This window comes from Streptomyces rubrogriseus (genome assembly GCF_027947575.1).
Taxonomy (GTDB): Bacteria; Actinomycetota; Actinomycetes; order Streptomycetales; family Streptomycetaceae; genus Streptomyces; species Streptomyces rubrogriseus.
In genome coordinates this window covers 4,007,414-4,021,559 of the sequence record NZ_CP116256.1, presented here as the reverse complement: position 1 = coordinate 4,021,559, position 14,146 = coordinate 4,007,414, and the positions used below count along the sequence as shown (strand labels likewise).

Sequence of the window (14,146 nt, the reverse complement as noted above, 5' to 3'; positions counted from 1 at the left end):
CGTTACGACTCGATGAGGGCACGGTTGCGGGACTGATTCCCGACGGCCGCACGACGCCCGTTCCCCAGGCCCGACGGCACCTCCCCCACCTCCCACGCCCCCTCGGTCTTCCCTGGCGCGGGGTGGGTGGGCCGACGGGCGGGACGGCGAGGAGAGCACAAGAGGGGGAGCAGTTGAAGATCACCGGATTCCGGAGCCTGACGACGGTGCACCGCTGGGGGCGCCCCGTCGGAGACGCCAACGGCTTCGTCGCACAAGGCGTCACCGAGGTCCCGGTCCTGCTGGTCGAGACCGACGGCGGCCTCACCGGAGTGGGCCTCGGCGCACACGGCGACGCCGAGCGGGTCTTCCCCGCCCTCGACGGTCAGGACCCACGGGCCGTCACCACGCTCTACGACCGGATGCTGGCCCACACCTTCAAGAGCGGCCACGCCGGCACCGCCTTCGGCACCATCGGCGCCTTCGACACGGCGCTGTGGGACCTCAAGGCGAAGATGGCCGGCGAGCCGCTGTGGCGCACCCTCGGCGCGGCGGACCGTTTCGTGCCCGGCTACGCGTCCGGCCTCGACATCGCGCTGGACGACGAGGAGTTGGTCGCGCTGTACTCCGGCTGGGCAGCACGCGGCTTCACCGGCGCCAAACTCAAGGGCGGCCTGGACACCGAACGCGACATCGGCAGGCTGCGCGCGGTCGCGGAGGTGCTGCGCCCCAACACCCGCTCCCCCGCCCTGATGCTCGACGTCAACGAGTCCTGGGGCAGGCACCAGGCCGTGCGGCTGCTCGCCCGGATCGAGGACCGCGTCGAACTCGCCTGGATCGAGGAACCGGTGCGCCGCTGGGACGCGAGAGGACACCGGGCCGTGGGCCGGGCCGCGCGCACCGCCGTCGCCAGCGGTGAGAACCTGACCGGCCTGGAGCAGTTCCGCCCCCTGCTGGCGGCCGACGCGCTCCAGGTCGTACAGACCGCAGGCGTCTGGGGCATCACCCACTTCCTGCGGGTGGCGACCCTCGCCCACGGCCACGACCTCCCGGTCAGCCCGGTCGGCTACCACGCCAACCCGTTGGCGCACGCGGCCGCCGCCGTCCCCAACCACCTGGTCACCGAGGTGCAGGACACCGGCACACCGGCCGGACTGACCGTGGACCAGGCGATCGAGAACGGCGGCATCGTCCTCGGCGACGCGCCGGGGCTCGGCATCACGGTCGACGAGAGCGCACTCGCCGCCCCGCGGCAGAACGCCGGCTGGGCCCGCCCCGACGGCCCGCACGTACGCCCCCGCGACGCCGGCCTGCGGCTGGTGCCCGAGCCCGGCCCTCCGGGTCCGGCCACCCGCGTCCGGGCGGGCACCCCTTCCCTGGGCGTGCCCGGCCCCGCCCACCGTCCCGCGCGCAGCGAGCACACCGAGAGGGAGAACACGCCGTGACGCGACCACGCGCCGTCCTCGCCATGAACCCCCGGCTGGTCCACGCCGTCTTCGACGACGCCGCCCTGGCCCGGCTGCGCCGCGCCGCCGACATCGACACCGGCCAGGTCCTCGCCGAACTGGACTCCGCCCGCTCCCGCGACGCGCTGGCCGGTGCCGAGATCCTCGTCGCGGGCTGGGACGCGCCCGTCGTACCGGCCGAGCACCTGCCCGGCACCGAACGGCTGCGGGCCGTGGTCTACGCGGGCGGGGTCGCCGCGACCTGTCTGGAGGACCCGGCGGCCTTCGCCGCCCGCGGCGTGGTCGCGGCCAACGCCCGCGCCGCCAACTCCGGGCCGGTGGCCGAGTACACCCTCGCCATGATCCTGCTCGCCAACAAGCGCGTCCTGGCCGAGGAGCGCCGCTACCGCGCCTCGCGGACCCTGCCCGACCACTTCGGCGCGTACGCCGGACGCGGCAACTACCGGCAGACGGTCGGCATCGTGGGCGCCTCCACCGTCGGCCGCGCGGTGCTCGGCCTGTTGCGCCCCTTCGACCTGGACGTCCTCCTGTACGACCCGACGCTCACGGCGGAGCAGGCGGCCGCCCTCGGCGCGCGGCTGGTGCCGCTCGACGAACTGATGGCGCACAGCCGCGTGGTGTCCCTGCACCAGCCCCTGACCCCCGCGACCCGCGGCCGGATCGACGCGGGACGGCTCGCCCTGATGCCGGACGGCGCGACGCTCGTCAACACCGCGCGGGGTGCCGTCGTCGACCAGGAGGCTCTGCTGGCCGAACTGCGCACCGGCCGCATCGACGCCGTCCTCGACGTCACCGACCCCGAGCCGCCGGACCCGGGCAGCGAGCTGTGGACCCTGGACAACGTCGTGCTCACCCCGCACCTGGCGGGTTCGCTCGGCGGGGAGCTGCACCGCATCGGTGACGCCGTGGCCGACGAGGTGGAGCGGTTCGCGGCCGGCCGGCCCTTCGCCCACCCGGAGGACCTCGCGGCCTCCGCCCGTACGAGGGTGTGGTGAGGGCGATGCGTTCCCGTACCCTCCCCCGCGGTCCGGTGCTGACCGCACTGGGCCTGGGCGCCGCCCAGTTGGGCAACCTGGCCCGCGAGACCAGCGACACGGACGCACGGGGCGCCGTCGACGCGGCCTGGGACAGTGGTGTCCGCTACTTCGACACCGCACCGCACTACGGACTCGGGCTGTCGGAACGCCGCCTCGGCGCCGCCCTCGCCCGGCGCCCCCGGGACGAGTACACGGTGTCCACCAAAGTGGGCCGGCTGCTGGTGCCCAGCCCCGGGACCGCGCACCGGCAGGACGACGGCGGCTTCGCCGTGCCCGCCGCCTTCCGGCGCGACTGGGACTTCTCCAGGGACGGCATCCTGCGCTCCCTGGAGGGCAGCCTGACCCGGCTCGGGCTCGACCACGTCGACATCGTCTACCTGCACGATCCCGACGAGCACTGGCAGCAGGCCTCCACCACCGGCGTCGACACCCTCGTCGGACTGCGCGACCAGGGGGTGGTGAAGGCGGTCGGCGTGGGCATGAACCAGGCCGCGATGCTCGCCGAGTTCGTCCGCCGCTCGGACGTCGACCTGGTCATGGTGGCCGGGCGGCACACCCTGCTCGACCAGTCCGCACGGGACGAGCTGCTGCCGCTCGCCCAGGAGCGCGGGGTGGGCGTCGTGGCCGCCGCCGTCTACAACTCCGGCCTGCTCGCGGCCGACCGTCCGCCGGCCGACGCCACCTACGACTACCTGCCCGCGCCCCGCGAGCTGATCGCGCGGGCCGGCGCACTCGCGGACGTCTGCGAGCGGCACGGCGTCACACTGCCCGAGGCCGCGATCGCCTACCCGCTGCGGCACCCCGCGGTCGTGTCGGTGGTGCTCGGCGCCCGCGACGCGGAGCAGTCACGCACGAACGCGGCGCGGCTCGCGGCCGGCGTTCCGGACGCCCTGTGGACGGAGCTGGCGGACCTCGGTCTGCTCCCTGAGGTCGGCGCGCCGTCCACTCCCGGGGAGCCGTCATGACCGTCGTCGACGCCCATCTGCACGTGTGGGATCCCGGACGGGCGGCCTACGACTGGCTGGGCCCGGCGCTGTCGCCCGTCGACCGCGCCATGCGGTTCCACGACGCCCGTCCGGCCCTGCGCACGGCCGGGGTCGACGCGGTCGTCCTGGTCCAGGCGGCCGACAACGACGCGGACACCGACCTCATGCTGGCGACCGCCGCCACGCACCCGGAGGTCGCCGGTGTCGTCGCCTGGGTTCCGCTGGACGACCCGGACCGGGCCCGGGCCCGCCTGACCGTGCTCGGCCGCGACCCGCACGTGGTGGGCGTACGCACCCTGCTCCACGAGCGGCCGGACCCGGAGTGGATCCTCGGCCCGGGGGCCGGTGCGGGCCTCTCGCTGCTCGCCGGGGCCGGTCTCGCCTTCGACTACTCCACCTCCTCGCCCGCCGCGCTGCGCCATCTGCCCCGGCTGGCGGCCCGGCACCCCGCGCTGCGCCTGGTCGTCGACCACCTCGGCAAGCCGCCCGTCGGCGGCGGCCGCGAGGACCGGGCCGAGTGGCACCGCCTGATCGCCGCCGCCGCGAAGCACCCCGGCGTCCACGCGAAGCTCTCCGGCCTCTACTCGGCCTCGGGCGCTCTGGACGCGTGGACCACCGACGAGGTGCGGCCCTTCGTCGAGGACGCGCTGGAGCTGTTCGGGCCCGAGCGGCTGATGTACGGCGGCGACTGGCCGATCTCCCTGCTGGCGGGAGGCTACGCGCGTACCTGGGAGGCCATGTGCGAACTCCTCGCCCCGCTGGCCCCCGACGAACGCGCCGCCGTCCTCGGCTCCACGGCCACCCGCTTCTACCGCCTCGACCCCGCCCTGCTGAACACCGCGCACGACGCGGCCGTGTGATCCGCTGCGGAAGGAACGCCAACACCATGGAACACCAGACCACGACGCCGGACACGGCCGCGCTGGCCGGCTGGCTGCACAGCTGGGTGACGGCCGAAGGGGCGATCAACGGCTTCCACAACCACAGCGTGTGGGGCACCAACCCGGCCACCTTCCTCGACTTCACCAGCGGACACACCACGTTCGCCGGTCCGGCCGTCGGCGCCTGGGCCCGGGCCCTGGCCGCCCGGCCGGACGAGCGGGGCGTCGCCCTGCTGCGCCGGCTGCTGCGTTACCAGTGCTCCGAGGTGCAGCCCGACGGACAGTACGCGCACATCGGCTTCCAGGTCGGCGAGTCGGCGACCAGCGGCCTCATCCACAACGCCGTCGGCAGCCTCGGCATGCTGCTCGCGGTGCGCCACGCCGGGCACCTGCTGCCCGCCGAGGAGGTGGCCGCCGTACTGGCCGCCGTACGGCGCAACCTCGACGCCTGCGAGGTCTACGGCGGCGGGCGCCCCGGCGAGGACGGCACCTGCAACCAGGAGTACGCCCGGGTCTGGGTCAAGCAGCTCTACACGGAGCTGAGCGACGACAAGACCTACGCCGACGAGATTCCCGAGGACCTGGCGGAGCTGATCCGGCTCTTCCACCACCGGGGAGTGCCGGACCCGGAGAGCACCGGCACGTTCCGCACCGTGCGCGACCGCGCCGAGGGCGGCATCCTGGAGCCCGCCGAGTACTACGGCCTCATGATCGTGCCGCTGGTGCTCGGGTACCGCGCCCAGGGCGATCTGGAACTGCTCGCCGAAGCACGGCGGTTGTGCCGCCACGTGGCCCGCTCGGCCTGGACCGACGAGACCGGCGCCACCCGCTACCACCGCTACTGGTACGTCCGGGGCGAGCGCGCCCTGAAGACGGACACCCCGATGCTCATCGCGGGCATGGGACTGACCCTGTACGGCATCCACGAGGTGCTGGCCGAGGGCCCGGACGCCGAGCTGGAGGCGTTCACCGAGGCCTGCCTCGCCACCTACGCCCACTACCAGACGCCGGCCGGGTACTTCGCCTCCGCGAGCGGCTGGCACAACGAGGCCGACATCGCGCCCAGCACCGCCTGGCACGCGCACGACCTGCTGTTCCTGATGGCCCGGTACGGTCCGGAGGACGACTTCTGGGACCGGGTGACCGCGCCGCGCGACCGACGGTCGGTGCTGGTCAGCGATCGCGCGTACTGGGCCGAGTCCGGCGTCCACTGGTCCGTGCGCAGCCCGCTCACCGCGGGCGACCTGCACCTGTACGGCCGCAAGGACCGGGCCGTCTTCGCCCGGGAGTTCTTCGCCTGGACGGACCGCGAGCCGCTGCCCGAGGAGCTGCGCCACCCGGACGTCCCCGAGTTCTTCGTCGCCGACGACGGCATCTACCGCGTCGACCACGGCGAGGCCCCCACCGACATCACCGCCGTCGGCCCCCTGCCCTACCGGGGACGGCTGTGACCACCGAACGACATCGCCGGCTTTCCCCACCGAGGAAAAGAGAGATGACAATGACGTCGACCAACAGAGGGAGCAAGGCGCGCGGTGCCGCGCTTGCCGCCGTGGTTCCGCTGCTCCTCGTCGCGGCCTGCTCGTCGGGCTCCGGCTCCGCGGAGGGCGAGGACGGCGAGATCCGGATGATGGTGAACCTCACCGACAACCTCAACCAGGCCTACTGGGAGAAGCTGGTCAAGCCCTTCGAGGACGAGACCGGCCTGAAGGTGAAGATAGAGGGCCCGACCGGCAAGTCCGTCGCCGAGTCCTTCCCGCAGCAACTGGCCGCCGGCACGGCGCCCGACGTCATCCAGTCGATCTTCCCCGACGACGACACGGCGCCCGAACTGATCGACCTCGGCGGCGAGGCCTGGGCCAAGGGCACGCCGATGTTCGACGAGTACGCCATGGGCGACGCCCACTACGCGGTCGGCGTCGGCACCCAGACGCAGTCGCTGGTCTACTACAACAAGACCGCCTTCGAGAAGGCCGGGATCAGCAGGCCGCCCACCACCTGGGACGAGCTGACCAAGGACCTCGGCGACCTCAAGAAGGCCGGGTACACGCCGATGCAGACGGCCGGCGACTTCCAGACCGGCCTCCAGCTCCAGCAGATCTACCACCCCACGCTGAACCAGCTGCACCCCAAGTGGCAGACCGCCGTCGCCGACGACCAGCTCTCGGTCGGCGACGCGTACGAGCCCGCGTTCCAGATGTACGCCGACTGGATCAAGGCCGGCTACATCGGCAAGAGCGACGTCGGGCTCAGCCCCTCCCAGGCGGACGGCAACTTCACCGCGGGCAAGGTGGGTCTCTACACCAACGGCAGCTGGTTCGCGGCGAGTCTGGACAAGGCGGGGGACCTCCCCTTCGAGGTGGGCGTGTTCTCCCCGCCGGCCGCGGACGGTCAGGCGTACCCGGGCCCGCAGGGCGCCACCATGGCCAACCCCTACATGATCCGCAAGGGCACCGGGGACGAGGACGGCGCCAAGCAGCTGGTGGAGTACCTGGTCACCGACGCCGAGGCCGTCGAGGCGCAGCTCGGCTCGGACGGGGTGTTCCGCAAGGGCGCCGAGCCGAAGCGGTCGGGGGTCGACGCGCAGATCCAGGGCATCCTCGACGACGCCCCCGCGCTGGTCGCCGTGGGCGAGGGGCAGGGCAACGTCCGGCTGCCCGTCACCGGCTTCAACCCGAAGTTCACCGAGATCGCGCAGAGCCTGTACACCGGGGCGGGCCCGGCGGACGCCGCCAAGAGCATCGACCAGTGGGTCGACGAGAACCGCTGACCCATGGAACGGACATCTGTCTCGAAGCCGCGGGCCTGGCGCGACCTGGGCGCCCGCGTCAGCATGGTCGTGCCCGCGGTGCTCGTCTACGTCGCCCTGCTGGTCGTACCGGTGATCTACGCGATCTACTACAGCTTCACCGAGTACAACGGATTCCCGCACCGGGTCCCCGAGTTCGTCGGTCTGGACAACTACCGGACCATGTTCGGGTCCGACGACATCACCGGCACCATGGTGGTCACCGCCGTGGTGGCCGTGGTGGGCGCGGTCGCGGTCAACCTGGCCGCGCTGGGCCTCGCGCTGCTGCTGCGGCGCACCAACCGGTTCAACACCTTCGGCCGGGTCGTCATGTTCTATCCGCACGTGCTCAGCGCGCTGGTCGTGGGCTTCCTGTGGCAGGCCGTCCTCGGCCCGCAGGGCGTGGTCAACACCATGCTGGAGAAGGTCGGCACCGACAGCCTGCCCTTCCTCAGCGACCCCGACTGGGCCCTGTGGTCGATGATCCTCGTCATCGTCTGGTCGCTCTTCGGCGTCCAGCTGATCCTCTACCTGGCGGGTCTGCAGGCGGTGCCGGCGGATCTGCTGGAGGCGGCCCGGATCGACGGCGCGAGCAGGTGGCAGACCTTCCGTGCCGTCACCTGGCCCTCGCTGGCGTCCACCGTGACGGTCGCCGTCATCACCTCGGGTATCTCCCTGCTGAAGACGTACGACGTGGTCGTGTCGCTGACCGGGGGCGGCCCGGCGGGCTCCACCAAGACGCTCGCCTACTCGATCCTCGCAGTCTCCTTCCCGCAGCGGGACATCGGCCTCGCCTCGGCCCAGGCCGTGCTGCTGATCGTCGCCGCCGCGGTCCTGGCCATCACAGTCCTCGTCCTGCGCAGGCGAGCCGAGGACGACGCGGAGTCCATCGGATGAAGAAAACACTCACCTCGGCCGCCACCGTCCGGGTCGCGTTCGTCTCCCTGGTGTCCCTCGGCATGCTCGTGCCGATGTACCTCCTGGTGGTCAACGCCTTCAAGAGCCAGCAGGAGATCCTCGCCAACCCGTTCTCACCGAGCTTCGGCACGGCGACCTTCCAGTACCTCGCCGACGCCTGGAACAACCCCGACTTCAGCATCCTCAAGGGCTACGGCGTCACCATCGCGCTGGTGCTCTGTGTGAACGCGCTCGCCATGGCGGTGTGCGCGCCCGCGGCGTACGTGCTGGCCCGCACGCCGAAGCCGGTCTCGCGGCTGCTGTTGTTCTTCTTCGTCGCGGGCATGTTCATCCCCACCCAGGTGATCCTGGTGCCGGTCATCTTCGTACTGCGGGGGATCGGCCTGATGGGGACGCTGCCGGGGCTCATCCTGTTCATGACGGCGACCACCATCCCGTTCACACTGTTCGTGTTCTTCGGCTACATCCGGGTGCTGCCCAGATCGCTGGACGAGGCCGCGGCCATCGACGGGGCCGGCCGGTACCGCACGCTGTGGCGGATCATCCTGCCGTTGATGCGGCCGATCGTCGCCACGGTCTTCATCCTCAACTCGCTCAGCGTCTGGAACGACTTCGCCAGCCCGCAGATGATCCTCGGTCCCGGCAGCGGCGTCTACACCGTCACCACGGGGGTGTACGCGGCCGTCGGCCAGTACTCCACCGACTACACCAAGGTGTTCCCGACCCTGCTGCTCGCGGTGATCCCGATCCTGGTGATCTTCGTCGTGATGCAGCGACACATCATGAGCGGGCTCGCGGCGGGGGCGGTCAAGGGCTAGCCGGCCCGTGCCCGCCCGCGCCGGGCCCGTCTCCCGTCTCCCGTCACCCGTCACCCGTCACCCGTCACCCGCCCGGAAGCGACCCGTTTCGCGAAGGAGTGACCAGCCATGCCCGCACCCCGCACACCCCGCCGGGTGGCGTCCGTGATCCGGCTGCGCCCCGAACACGCCGAGAAGTACCGGAAGTTGCACCGTGCGGTGCCCCGGCCGGTGCTGGACACCCTCTCCCGTGCGCACGTCACCAACTACTCCGTCTTCCTGCGCGACCACACCCTGTTCGCCTACTTCGAGTACACCGGCGACGACTACGAGGCCGACATGGCCGCCATCGCCGCCGACCCCGAGACCCAGCAGTGGTGGACGCTCACCGATCCCTGCCAGCAGCCCCTGGACTCGGCGCAGGCCGGGGAGCGGTGGGTGACCGGCGAGGAACTCTTCCACCTGGACTGACCGCCACCCATGCGAAGGAACACCGTCATGCCGCACACCCCCACTCCCCCGGCCCCCGAACTCGACGGTCTCGCGGCCGTCGTCACGGGCGGCGCGTCGGGGATCGGGCTCGCCACGGCCAGGCTCCTGGCCCGCCGCGGCGCCCGGGTCGCCGTCCTCGACCTCGCCCCGGACGCCGTGCCGGCCACCGACCGCGAGGCCCTGCTCCCCGTCCGGTGCGACGTCAGCGACGACGCCTCCGTCCGGGCCGGTCTCGACCGGGCGGTGGATCTGCTGGGCGGCCTGGACATCCTGGTGAACAACGCGGGCATCGGCGCCCAGGGGACGGTCGCGGACAACGACGACGCCGAGTGGCGGCACGTCCTGGACGTCAACGTCCTCGGCATCGTGCGGACCACCCGGGCCGCACTGCCCCACCTGCGCGCCTCCCGGCACGCGGCGGTGGTCAACACCTGCTCGGTCGCGGCGACCGCGGGGCTGCCCCGGCGGGCGCTGTACAGCGCGAGCAAGGGCGCCGTGCAGTCCCTGACCCTCGCCATGGCCGCCGACCACATCCGTGAGGGCATCCGGGTGAACTGCGTCAACCCCGGTACGGCGGACACCCCGTGGATAGACCGGCTGCTGTCGAGCGCCGACGACCCGGCCGCCGAGCGCACCGCGCTCAACGCCCGCCAGCCGACCGGCCGTCTGGTGAGCGCCGAGGAGGTCGCCGCGGCCATCGCCTACCTGGCGTCCCCGGCGGCGGCGTCCGTCACCGGCACGGCCCTCGCCGTGGACGGTGGCATGCAGGGCCTGCGGTTGCGCCCCGACGGCGACTGACCGGGGCACGGCGCACCGGACCGCACCCCCACGTCAGTCGCACGAGCACCGGCGACAGGGCGGACGGCCGTGACCGGCCGAACCCGCGTCGCCGCGCGGCCGAGGCGCCCGTCCGAGGACGGGTGCCTCGGCCGCTTCGTGGTGCTTCCTAGGCGTCGGGCGCGTCGGCCGGGCGGCGGCGGGCCCACGACGACGTGATGTGCTCGCGCATCGCCTCCGCGGCCGCGTCGCCGTCCCCGTCGAGCACCGCGGCGGCGACCCGGGCGTGGGCCTCGTGCGTCAGCTCGATGTCCTCGCGCGTCGGGTCCCCGCTGTACTGCGGGGAGCGCACGGCCTTGCCCTGGATGCTGGCGACGATGGCCCGTCCGAACGCGTCCCGGGAGGCGTGGTGGATGATCTCGTGGAACTCGATGTCCGCGCGCGAGTAGGCCTCGGGATCGTCGATCAGGCCCGCGAGTTCGTCGAGCTTGGCCGAGAGCGCCGCCGACTCTTCCCCGTCGATGCGCCCGGCGGCGCGGGCGGCCATCGCGCACTCCAGGGTGGTCCTGATCTCGATCAGGTTGTCCAGATAGACCAGGCGGTCCTCGCGCTGGAACAGCGCGTCGAGGACCAGCGGGTCGAGCAGGCTCCACTGGTCCTGGCCCAGGACGACGGTCCCCCAGCCCTGACGGGTCGCCACCAGCCCCTTCTCGGCGAGCGTCGTCGTCGCCTCCCGGATCACGGTCCGGCTCACCTCGTACTCCTCGCAGAGCTCACCCGCCGACGGCAGCGCGGTGCCCGGCGGGTACTCCCCGAGCACGATGGCCGTCGCGAGGCTCTGGACGACGGCCGCGGCGAGCGGCGGCCGGCGTCGTTGAGGGCGGGACACGGCGGTGGTGTCCGCGGATGGCTTGATCATCTGGTCAGAGACTCCCAATGCTCGTGCAGGTTCGCCCGGCCCCCGCTGTCCAATGACCCCAGGTTAGCCGAACATGCTAAGGTCATCACTCGTATCACAAGTTACGACTCGGCCGTGGGAGACGCGATGCGCATCACCGGATACCGGTCCCTTGCCACGGTCCACGAGTGGGGACGACCGGTGGGCGACGTGAACGGCGTCGTCACCACCGGCGTCACCGAGGTGCCGGTGCTGCTGCTGGAGACGGACGAGGGCCTGACCGGCGTGGGCCTCGGCGGCCACGCCGACGTGGCGCGGGTCTTCCCGGCGCTGGATGGCCAGGACCCCCGGGCGGTCACCTCGCTCTACGACCGGATGCTCGCCCACGTCTTCAAGTCCGGTCACGGCGGGCACGTGTTCGGCACGATCGGCGCCCTCGACATGGCGCTGTGGGACCTCAAGGCGAAGATCGCCCAGGAGCCGCTGTGGCGGACACTGGGCGCCGCCGACCGCTTCGTTCCGGGCTACGCCTCCGGCCTGGACTACGCGCTGAGCGACGACGAACTCGTCGCGTTCCACGAACGGTGGGCGCGGCGCGGCTTCACCGGCGCCAAGGTCAAGGGCGGCCTCGACGTGGACCGGGACGTACGGCGCCTGGCGGCGGTCCGCGACGTGTTCCGGGTCAACAGCGAGCGCCCCGCGCTCATGTACGACGTCAACGAGTCCTGGGGACGGCACCAGGCGGTGCGGCTGGCCCGGCAGGTCGAGGAGCGGGTCGAACTCACCTGGATCGAGGAACCGGTCCGGCGCTGGGACGTCGCGGGACACCGCGCGGTCGCGACCGGCATCCGTGCCGCCGTCGCGACCGGGGAGAACCTGACGGGTCTCGAGCACTTCCGCCCGCTGCTGGCCGCGGACGCGGTGGGGGTCGTGCAGACCGGCGCCGTGTGGGGCATCACCCACTTCCTGCGCGTCTCGACGCTCGCCTTCGGGCACGGCCTGCCGGTGAGCCCCGTCGGGTACAACGCCAACCCGGTCGCGCACGCGGCGGCCGCCGTGCCCAACCACCTGGTGACCGAGGTGCAGGACCTGGCCTTCCCGGTCGGGCTGCGGGTGGACCAGGAGATCGCCGACGGCGGAATCGTCCTCGGCGACGCCCCGGGACTGGGCATCGAGGTGGACGAGGAGCGGATCGTCGCACGGGCCGCGGCGGGCGGGTGGTCCCTCCCGTCCGGACCGCACGTCCGTCCGGCCGACGCCGGCCTCAGACTCGCGCCACAGGCGCGGTGAGACGGCATCGGGGACACGTCGAGCGCGTCGAGGGCGCGTGGAGGGAGCAGCAGATGAGCATGCGGAAGGCCCTGGTGGTCCGCGGCGGGTGGGAGGGCCACGACCCGGTCGGCTGCACCGAGTCGGTCATGCCCGCGCTGGAGCGCGCGGGGTTCGAGATCGAGATCGCCGAGGACCTGGCGGTGTACGAGGACCCGGGGCTGCTCGCCGCCACCGACCTCGTCGTGCACTCCTGGTCGGCGGGCGGGCTGACGGCGGACCAGGAGGCGAACCTGGTCGACGCGGTGGAGGCGGGCACCGGCTTCGCCGGCTGGCACGGGGGCGTGGTCGCCACGAATGTCGCCAATCCCCGCTACCTGCGGATGGTCGGAGGCCGCTTCCTGTGGCACCCGGACGGCTTCCAGGAGTTCACCGTGCGGATCCGCGCCACCCCCGACCGGGAGGGCAAGATCGTCGAGGGGGTCACGGACTACGACGTGGAGACCGAGCACTACTGGGTGCTCACGGACTCCCTCAACACCGTCCTGGCCACGTCCGTGCTCACCCCGGGCCCGGCCGACCCGTGGGACGAACCCGTCGAGTTCCCCGTGGTGTGGACGCGCCGGTGGGGATCGGGGCGGGTCTTCGTCTGCACTCTCGGGCACCGCGTCGCGGACCTCCGGGTGCCGCAGACTGCGGCGATCGTCGGCCGCGGACTCGTGTGGGCGGCGCGCGCGTGAGGCCCGGGGGCGTCCGGGCCGCCCGGCGCTCCCGCCCGCGACGGCCCGGCGCCCCGCCCGTGTCAGGTGCTCTCGCGCGCGACGACCCGGTACCCCACGTCCCGGTGCGGGACGTCGACCGCGGCACCGCGCATCCGCGCCAGCAGCAGTTCGGCGCCCAACTCCCCGATCCGCGCGCTGGGTACGGCCACCGTGGTCAGCGCCGGAACCAGGTGCCGGGCCAGTTCGAAGTCGCCGAAGCCGGCCACGGCGAGCCTGCCCGGCACGTCGATGCCGCGCCGTACGCAGGCCTGGAGGGCACCGGCGGCGAAGACGTCGCTGGAGAACATCACGGCGTCGGAGTCCGGGTACCTCTCCAGCGCCAGGTCCAGCAGGGCGACACCGGTGTCCATGGTGACCGGTTCGGGACCGGCGTCCACGGTGCGCGCCTCGCCGCCCAGCAGGTCCCGGACGGCGCCGGTGTAGCCGTCCAGGCGTTCCGCGGCCCGGGGGTCGCCCGAGGTGTGCCGCCCGGCGAAGGTGATCCGCCGCCGGCCGCGCTCCACGAGGTGGCCCACCATCGCCGCTGCCGCCGCCGCGTTGGAGAAGCCGACCAGCAGATCCACCGGGTCCCCCGACCAGCCCCAGGTCTCCACGACCGGCACCCCGGCCGCCTTGAGCAGCGTCAGCGTGCCCGGGGTGTGGCGGGTCCCGACCATGAGCAGCCCGTCCGGCCGCCGGCCCAGGAAGCTGCGCAGCACCGCCTCCTCGTGCTCGGGCCGGTAGTCGGTGGTCCCGACGAAGATCTGGTAGCCGTGGGCCGCCAGCGCCGTGGAGAAGGCGTGCACCGTGTCGGCGAAGACCGAGGCGTTGATCTGCGGTACCAGGGCGGCGACCGTGCGGCTGCGGTTCGAGGCCAGGTTGCTGGCGGCCAGGTTGGGCACGTAGCCGGTGGCCTTGAGGGCCGCCTGGACCCTCGCGCGCGTCTCGTCGGACACCGACAGGGGGTCGCGGACGACCCGGGAGACCGTCTGGGCGGACACCCCGGCGGCGGCCGCGACGTCCGAGAGGGTCACCGAACGGGTCGCGGATCGTTTGCGGGGACGGCGGGGCGGCGGCTGGGTCACGCCGGAAACGAT

General features: G+C 72.9%; 14 protein-coding genes. 12 read left to right on the top strand and 2 right to left on the bottom strand.

The genetic code is table 11. The features are described 5' to 3' along the window. Positions 1–173 precede the first annotated feature (173 nt). From Sru02f_RS18380 to Sru02f_RS18335, 10 genes are all read left to right on the top strand, one after another. Entirely contained in the window at positions 174–1,424 is a 1,251-nt protein-coding gene (locus Sru02f_RS18380; RefSeq protein WP_109031096.1) for a mandelate racemase/muconate lactonizing enzyme family protein, read from the top strand. Then, on the top strand, positions 1,421–2,440 hold the full coding sequence (locus Sru02f_RS18375; protein ID WP_109031095.1) for a hydroxyacid dehydrogenase: 1,020 nt from the start codon (positions 1,421–1,423) through the stop codon (positions 2,438–2,440). The genes Sru02f_RS18380 and Sru02f_RS18375 overlap by 4 nt, the downstream gene beginning before the upstream one ends. A gap of 5 nt (positions 2,441–2,445) precedes the next feature. Next, positions 2,446–3,447: an aldo/keto reductase gene (locus Sru02f_RS18370; protein ID WP_109031094.1), complete on the top strand. Its 1,002-nt coding sequence runs from the start codon at positions 2,446–2,448 to the stop codon at positions 3,445–3,447. Further along, positions 3,444–4,328, top strand: a complete 885-nt coding sequence (locus Sru02f_RS18365) for an amidohydrolase family protein (RefSeq protein ID WP_109031093.1) — start codon at positions 3,444–3,446, stop codon at positions 4,326–4,328. The genes Sru02f_RS18370 and Sru02f_RS18365 overlap by 4 nt, the downstream gene beginning before the upstream one ends. A gap of 26 nt (positions 4,329–4,354) precedes the next feature. After that, the gene (locus Sru02f_RS18360; protein ID WP_244941775.1) at positions 4,355–5,800 is read left to right on the top strand and encodes a hypothetical protein; all 1,446 of its coding nucleotides are present in this window, start codon (positions 4,355–4,357) and stop codon (positions 5,798–5,800) included. 44 nt (positions 5,801–5,844) lie between these two features. Continuing rightward, positions 5,845–7,119: an ABC transporter substrate-binding protein gene (locus tag Sru02f_RS18355; protein ID WP_244941774.1), complete on the top strand. Its 1,275-nt coding sequence runs from the start codon at positions 5,845–5,847 to the stop codon at positions 7,117–7,119. A 3-nt stretch (positions 7,120–7,122) separates the two neighbouring features. Further along, positions 7,123–8,034 (top strand): carbohydrate ABC transporter permease, encoded by a 912-nt coding sequence (locus Sru02f_RS18350; protein WP_109031090.1) that lies wholly within the window; start codon positions 7,123–7,125, stop codon positions 8,032–8,034. Further along, positions 8,031–8,873, top strand: a complete 843-nt coding sequence (locus tag Sru02f_RS18345; protein ID WP_109031089.1) for a carbohydrate ABC transporter permease — start codon at positions 8,031–8,033, stop codon at positions 8,871–8,873. The genes Sru02f_RS18350 and Sru02f_RS18345 overlap by 4 nt, the downstream gene beginning before the upstream one ends. A gap of 108 nt (positions 8,874–8,981) precedes the next feature. Next, a complete protein-coding gene (locus Sru02f_RS18340; RefSeq protein ID WP_109031088.1) occupies positions 8,982–9,323 on the top strand; it encodes an L-rhamnose mutarotase in 342 nt (113 codons plus the stop codon). A 27-nt stretch (positions 9,324–9,350) separates the two neighbouring features. Continuing rightward, the gene (locus Sru02f_RS18335; RefSeq protein ID WP_109031087.1) at positions 9,351–10,142 is read left to right on the top strand and encodes an SDR family NAD(P)-dependent oxidoreductase; all 792 of its coding nucleotides are present in this window, start codon (positions 9,351–9,353) and stop codon (positions 10,140–10,142) included. Positions 10,143–10,290: 148 nt separating this feature from the next. On the opposite strand, the gene Sru02f_RS18330 is transcribed toward Sru02f_RS18335, so the two are convergent. Continuing rightward, a complete protein-coding gene (locus Sru02f_RS18330) occupies positions 10,291–11,040 on the bottom strand; it encodes a FadR/GntR family transcriptional regulator (RefSeq protein ID WP_164278663.1) in 750 nt (249 codons plus the stop codon). Positions 11,041–11,166: 126 nt separating this feature from the next. Here Sru02f_RS18330 and Sru02f_RS18325 point away from each other — a divergent pair, with 126 nt between their 5' ends. Next, positions 11,167–12,309 carry a mandelate racemase/muconate lactonizing enzyme family protein gene (locus tag Sru02f_RS18325; protein WP_109031086.1) on the top strand — a complete coding sequence of 381 codons (1,143 nt, stop codon included), beginning with the start codon at positions 11,167–11,169 and terminating at the stop codon, positions 12,307–12,309. 53 nt (positions 12,310–12,362) lie between these two features. Further along, positions 12,363–13,028, top strand: coding sequence for a ThuA domain-containing protein (locus Sru02f_RS18320; RefSeq protein ID WP_167469411.1), 666 nt, complete (start codon positions 12,363–12,365; stop codon positions 13,026–13,028). 62 nt (positions 13,029–13,090) lie between these two features. Here the strand turns inward: Sru02f_RS18320 and Sru02f_RS18315 are convergent, their stop codons facing one another. Continuing rightward, entirely contained in the window at positions 13,091–14,134 is a 1,044-nt protein-coding gene (locus Sru02f_RS18315) for a LacI family DNA-binding transcriptional regulator (protein WP_244941773.1), read from the bottom strand. Positions 14,135–14,146: the final 12 nt, after the last annotated feature.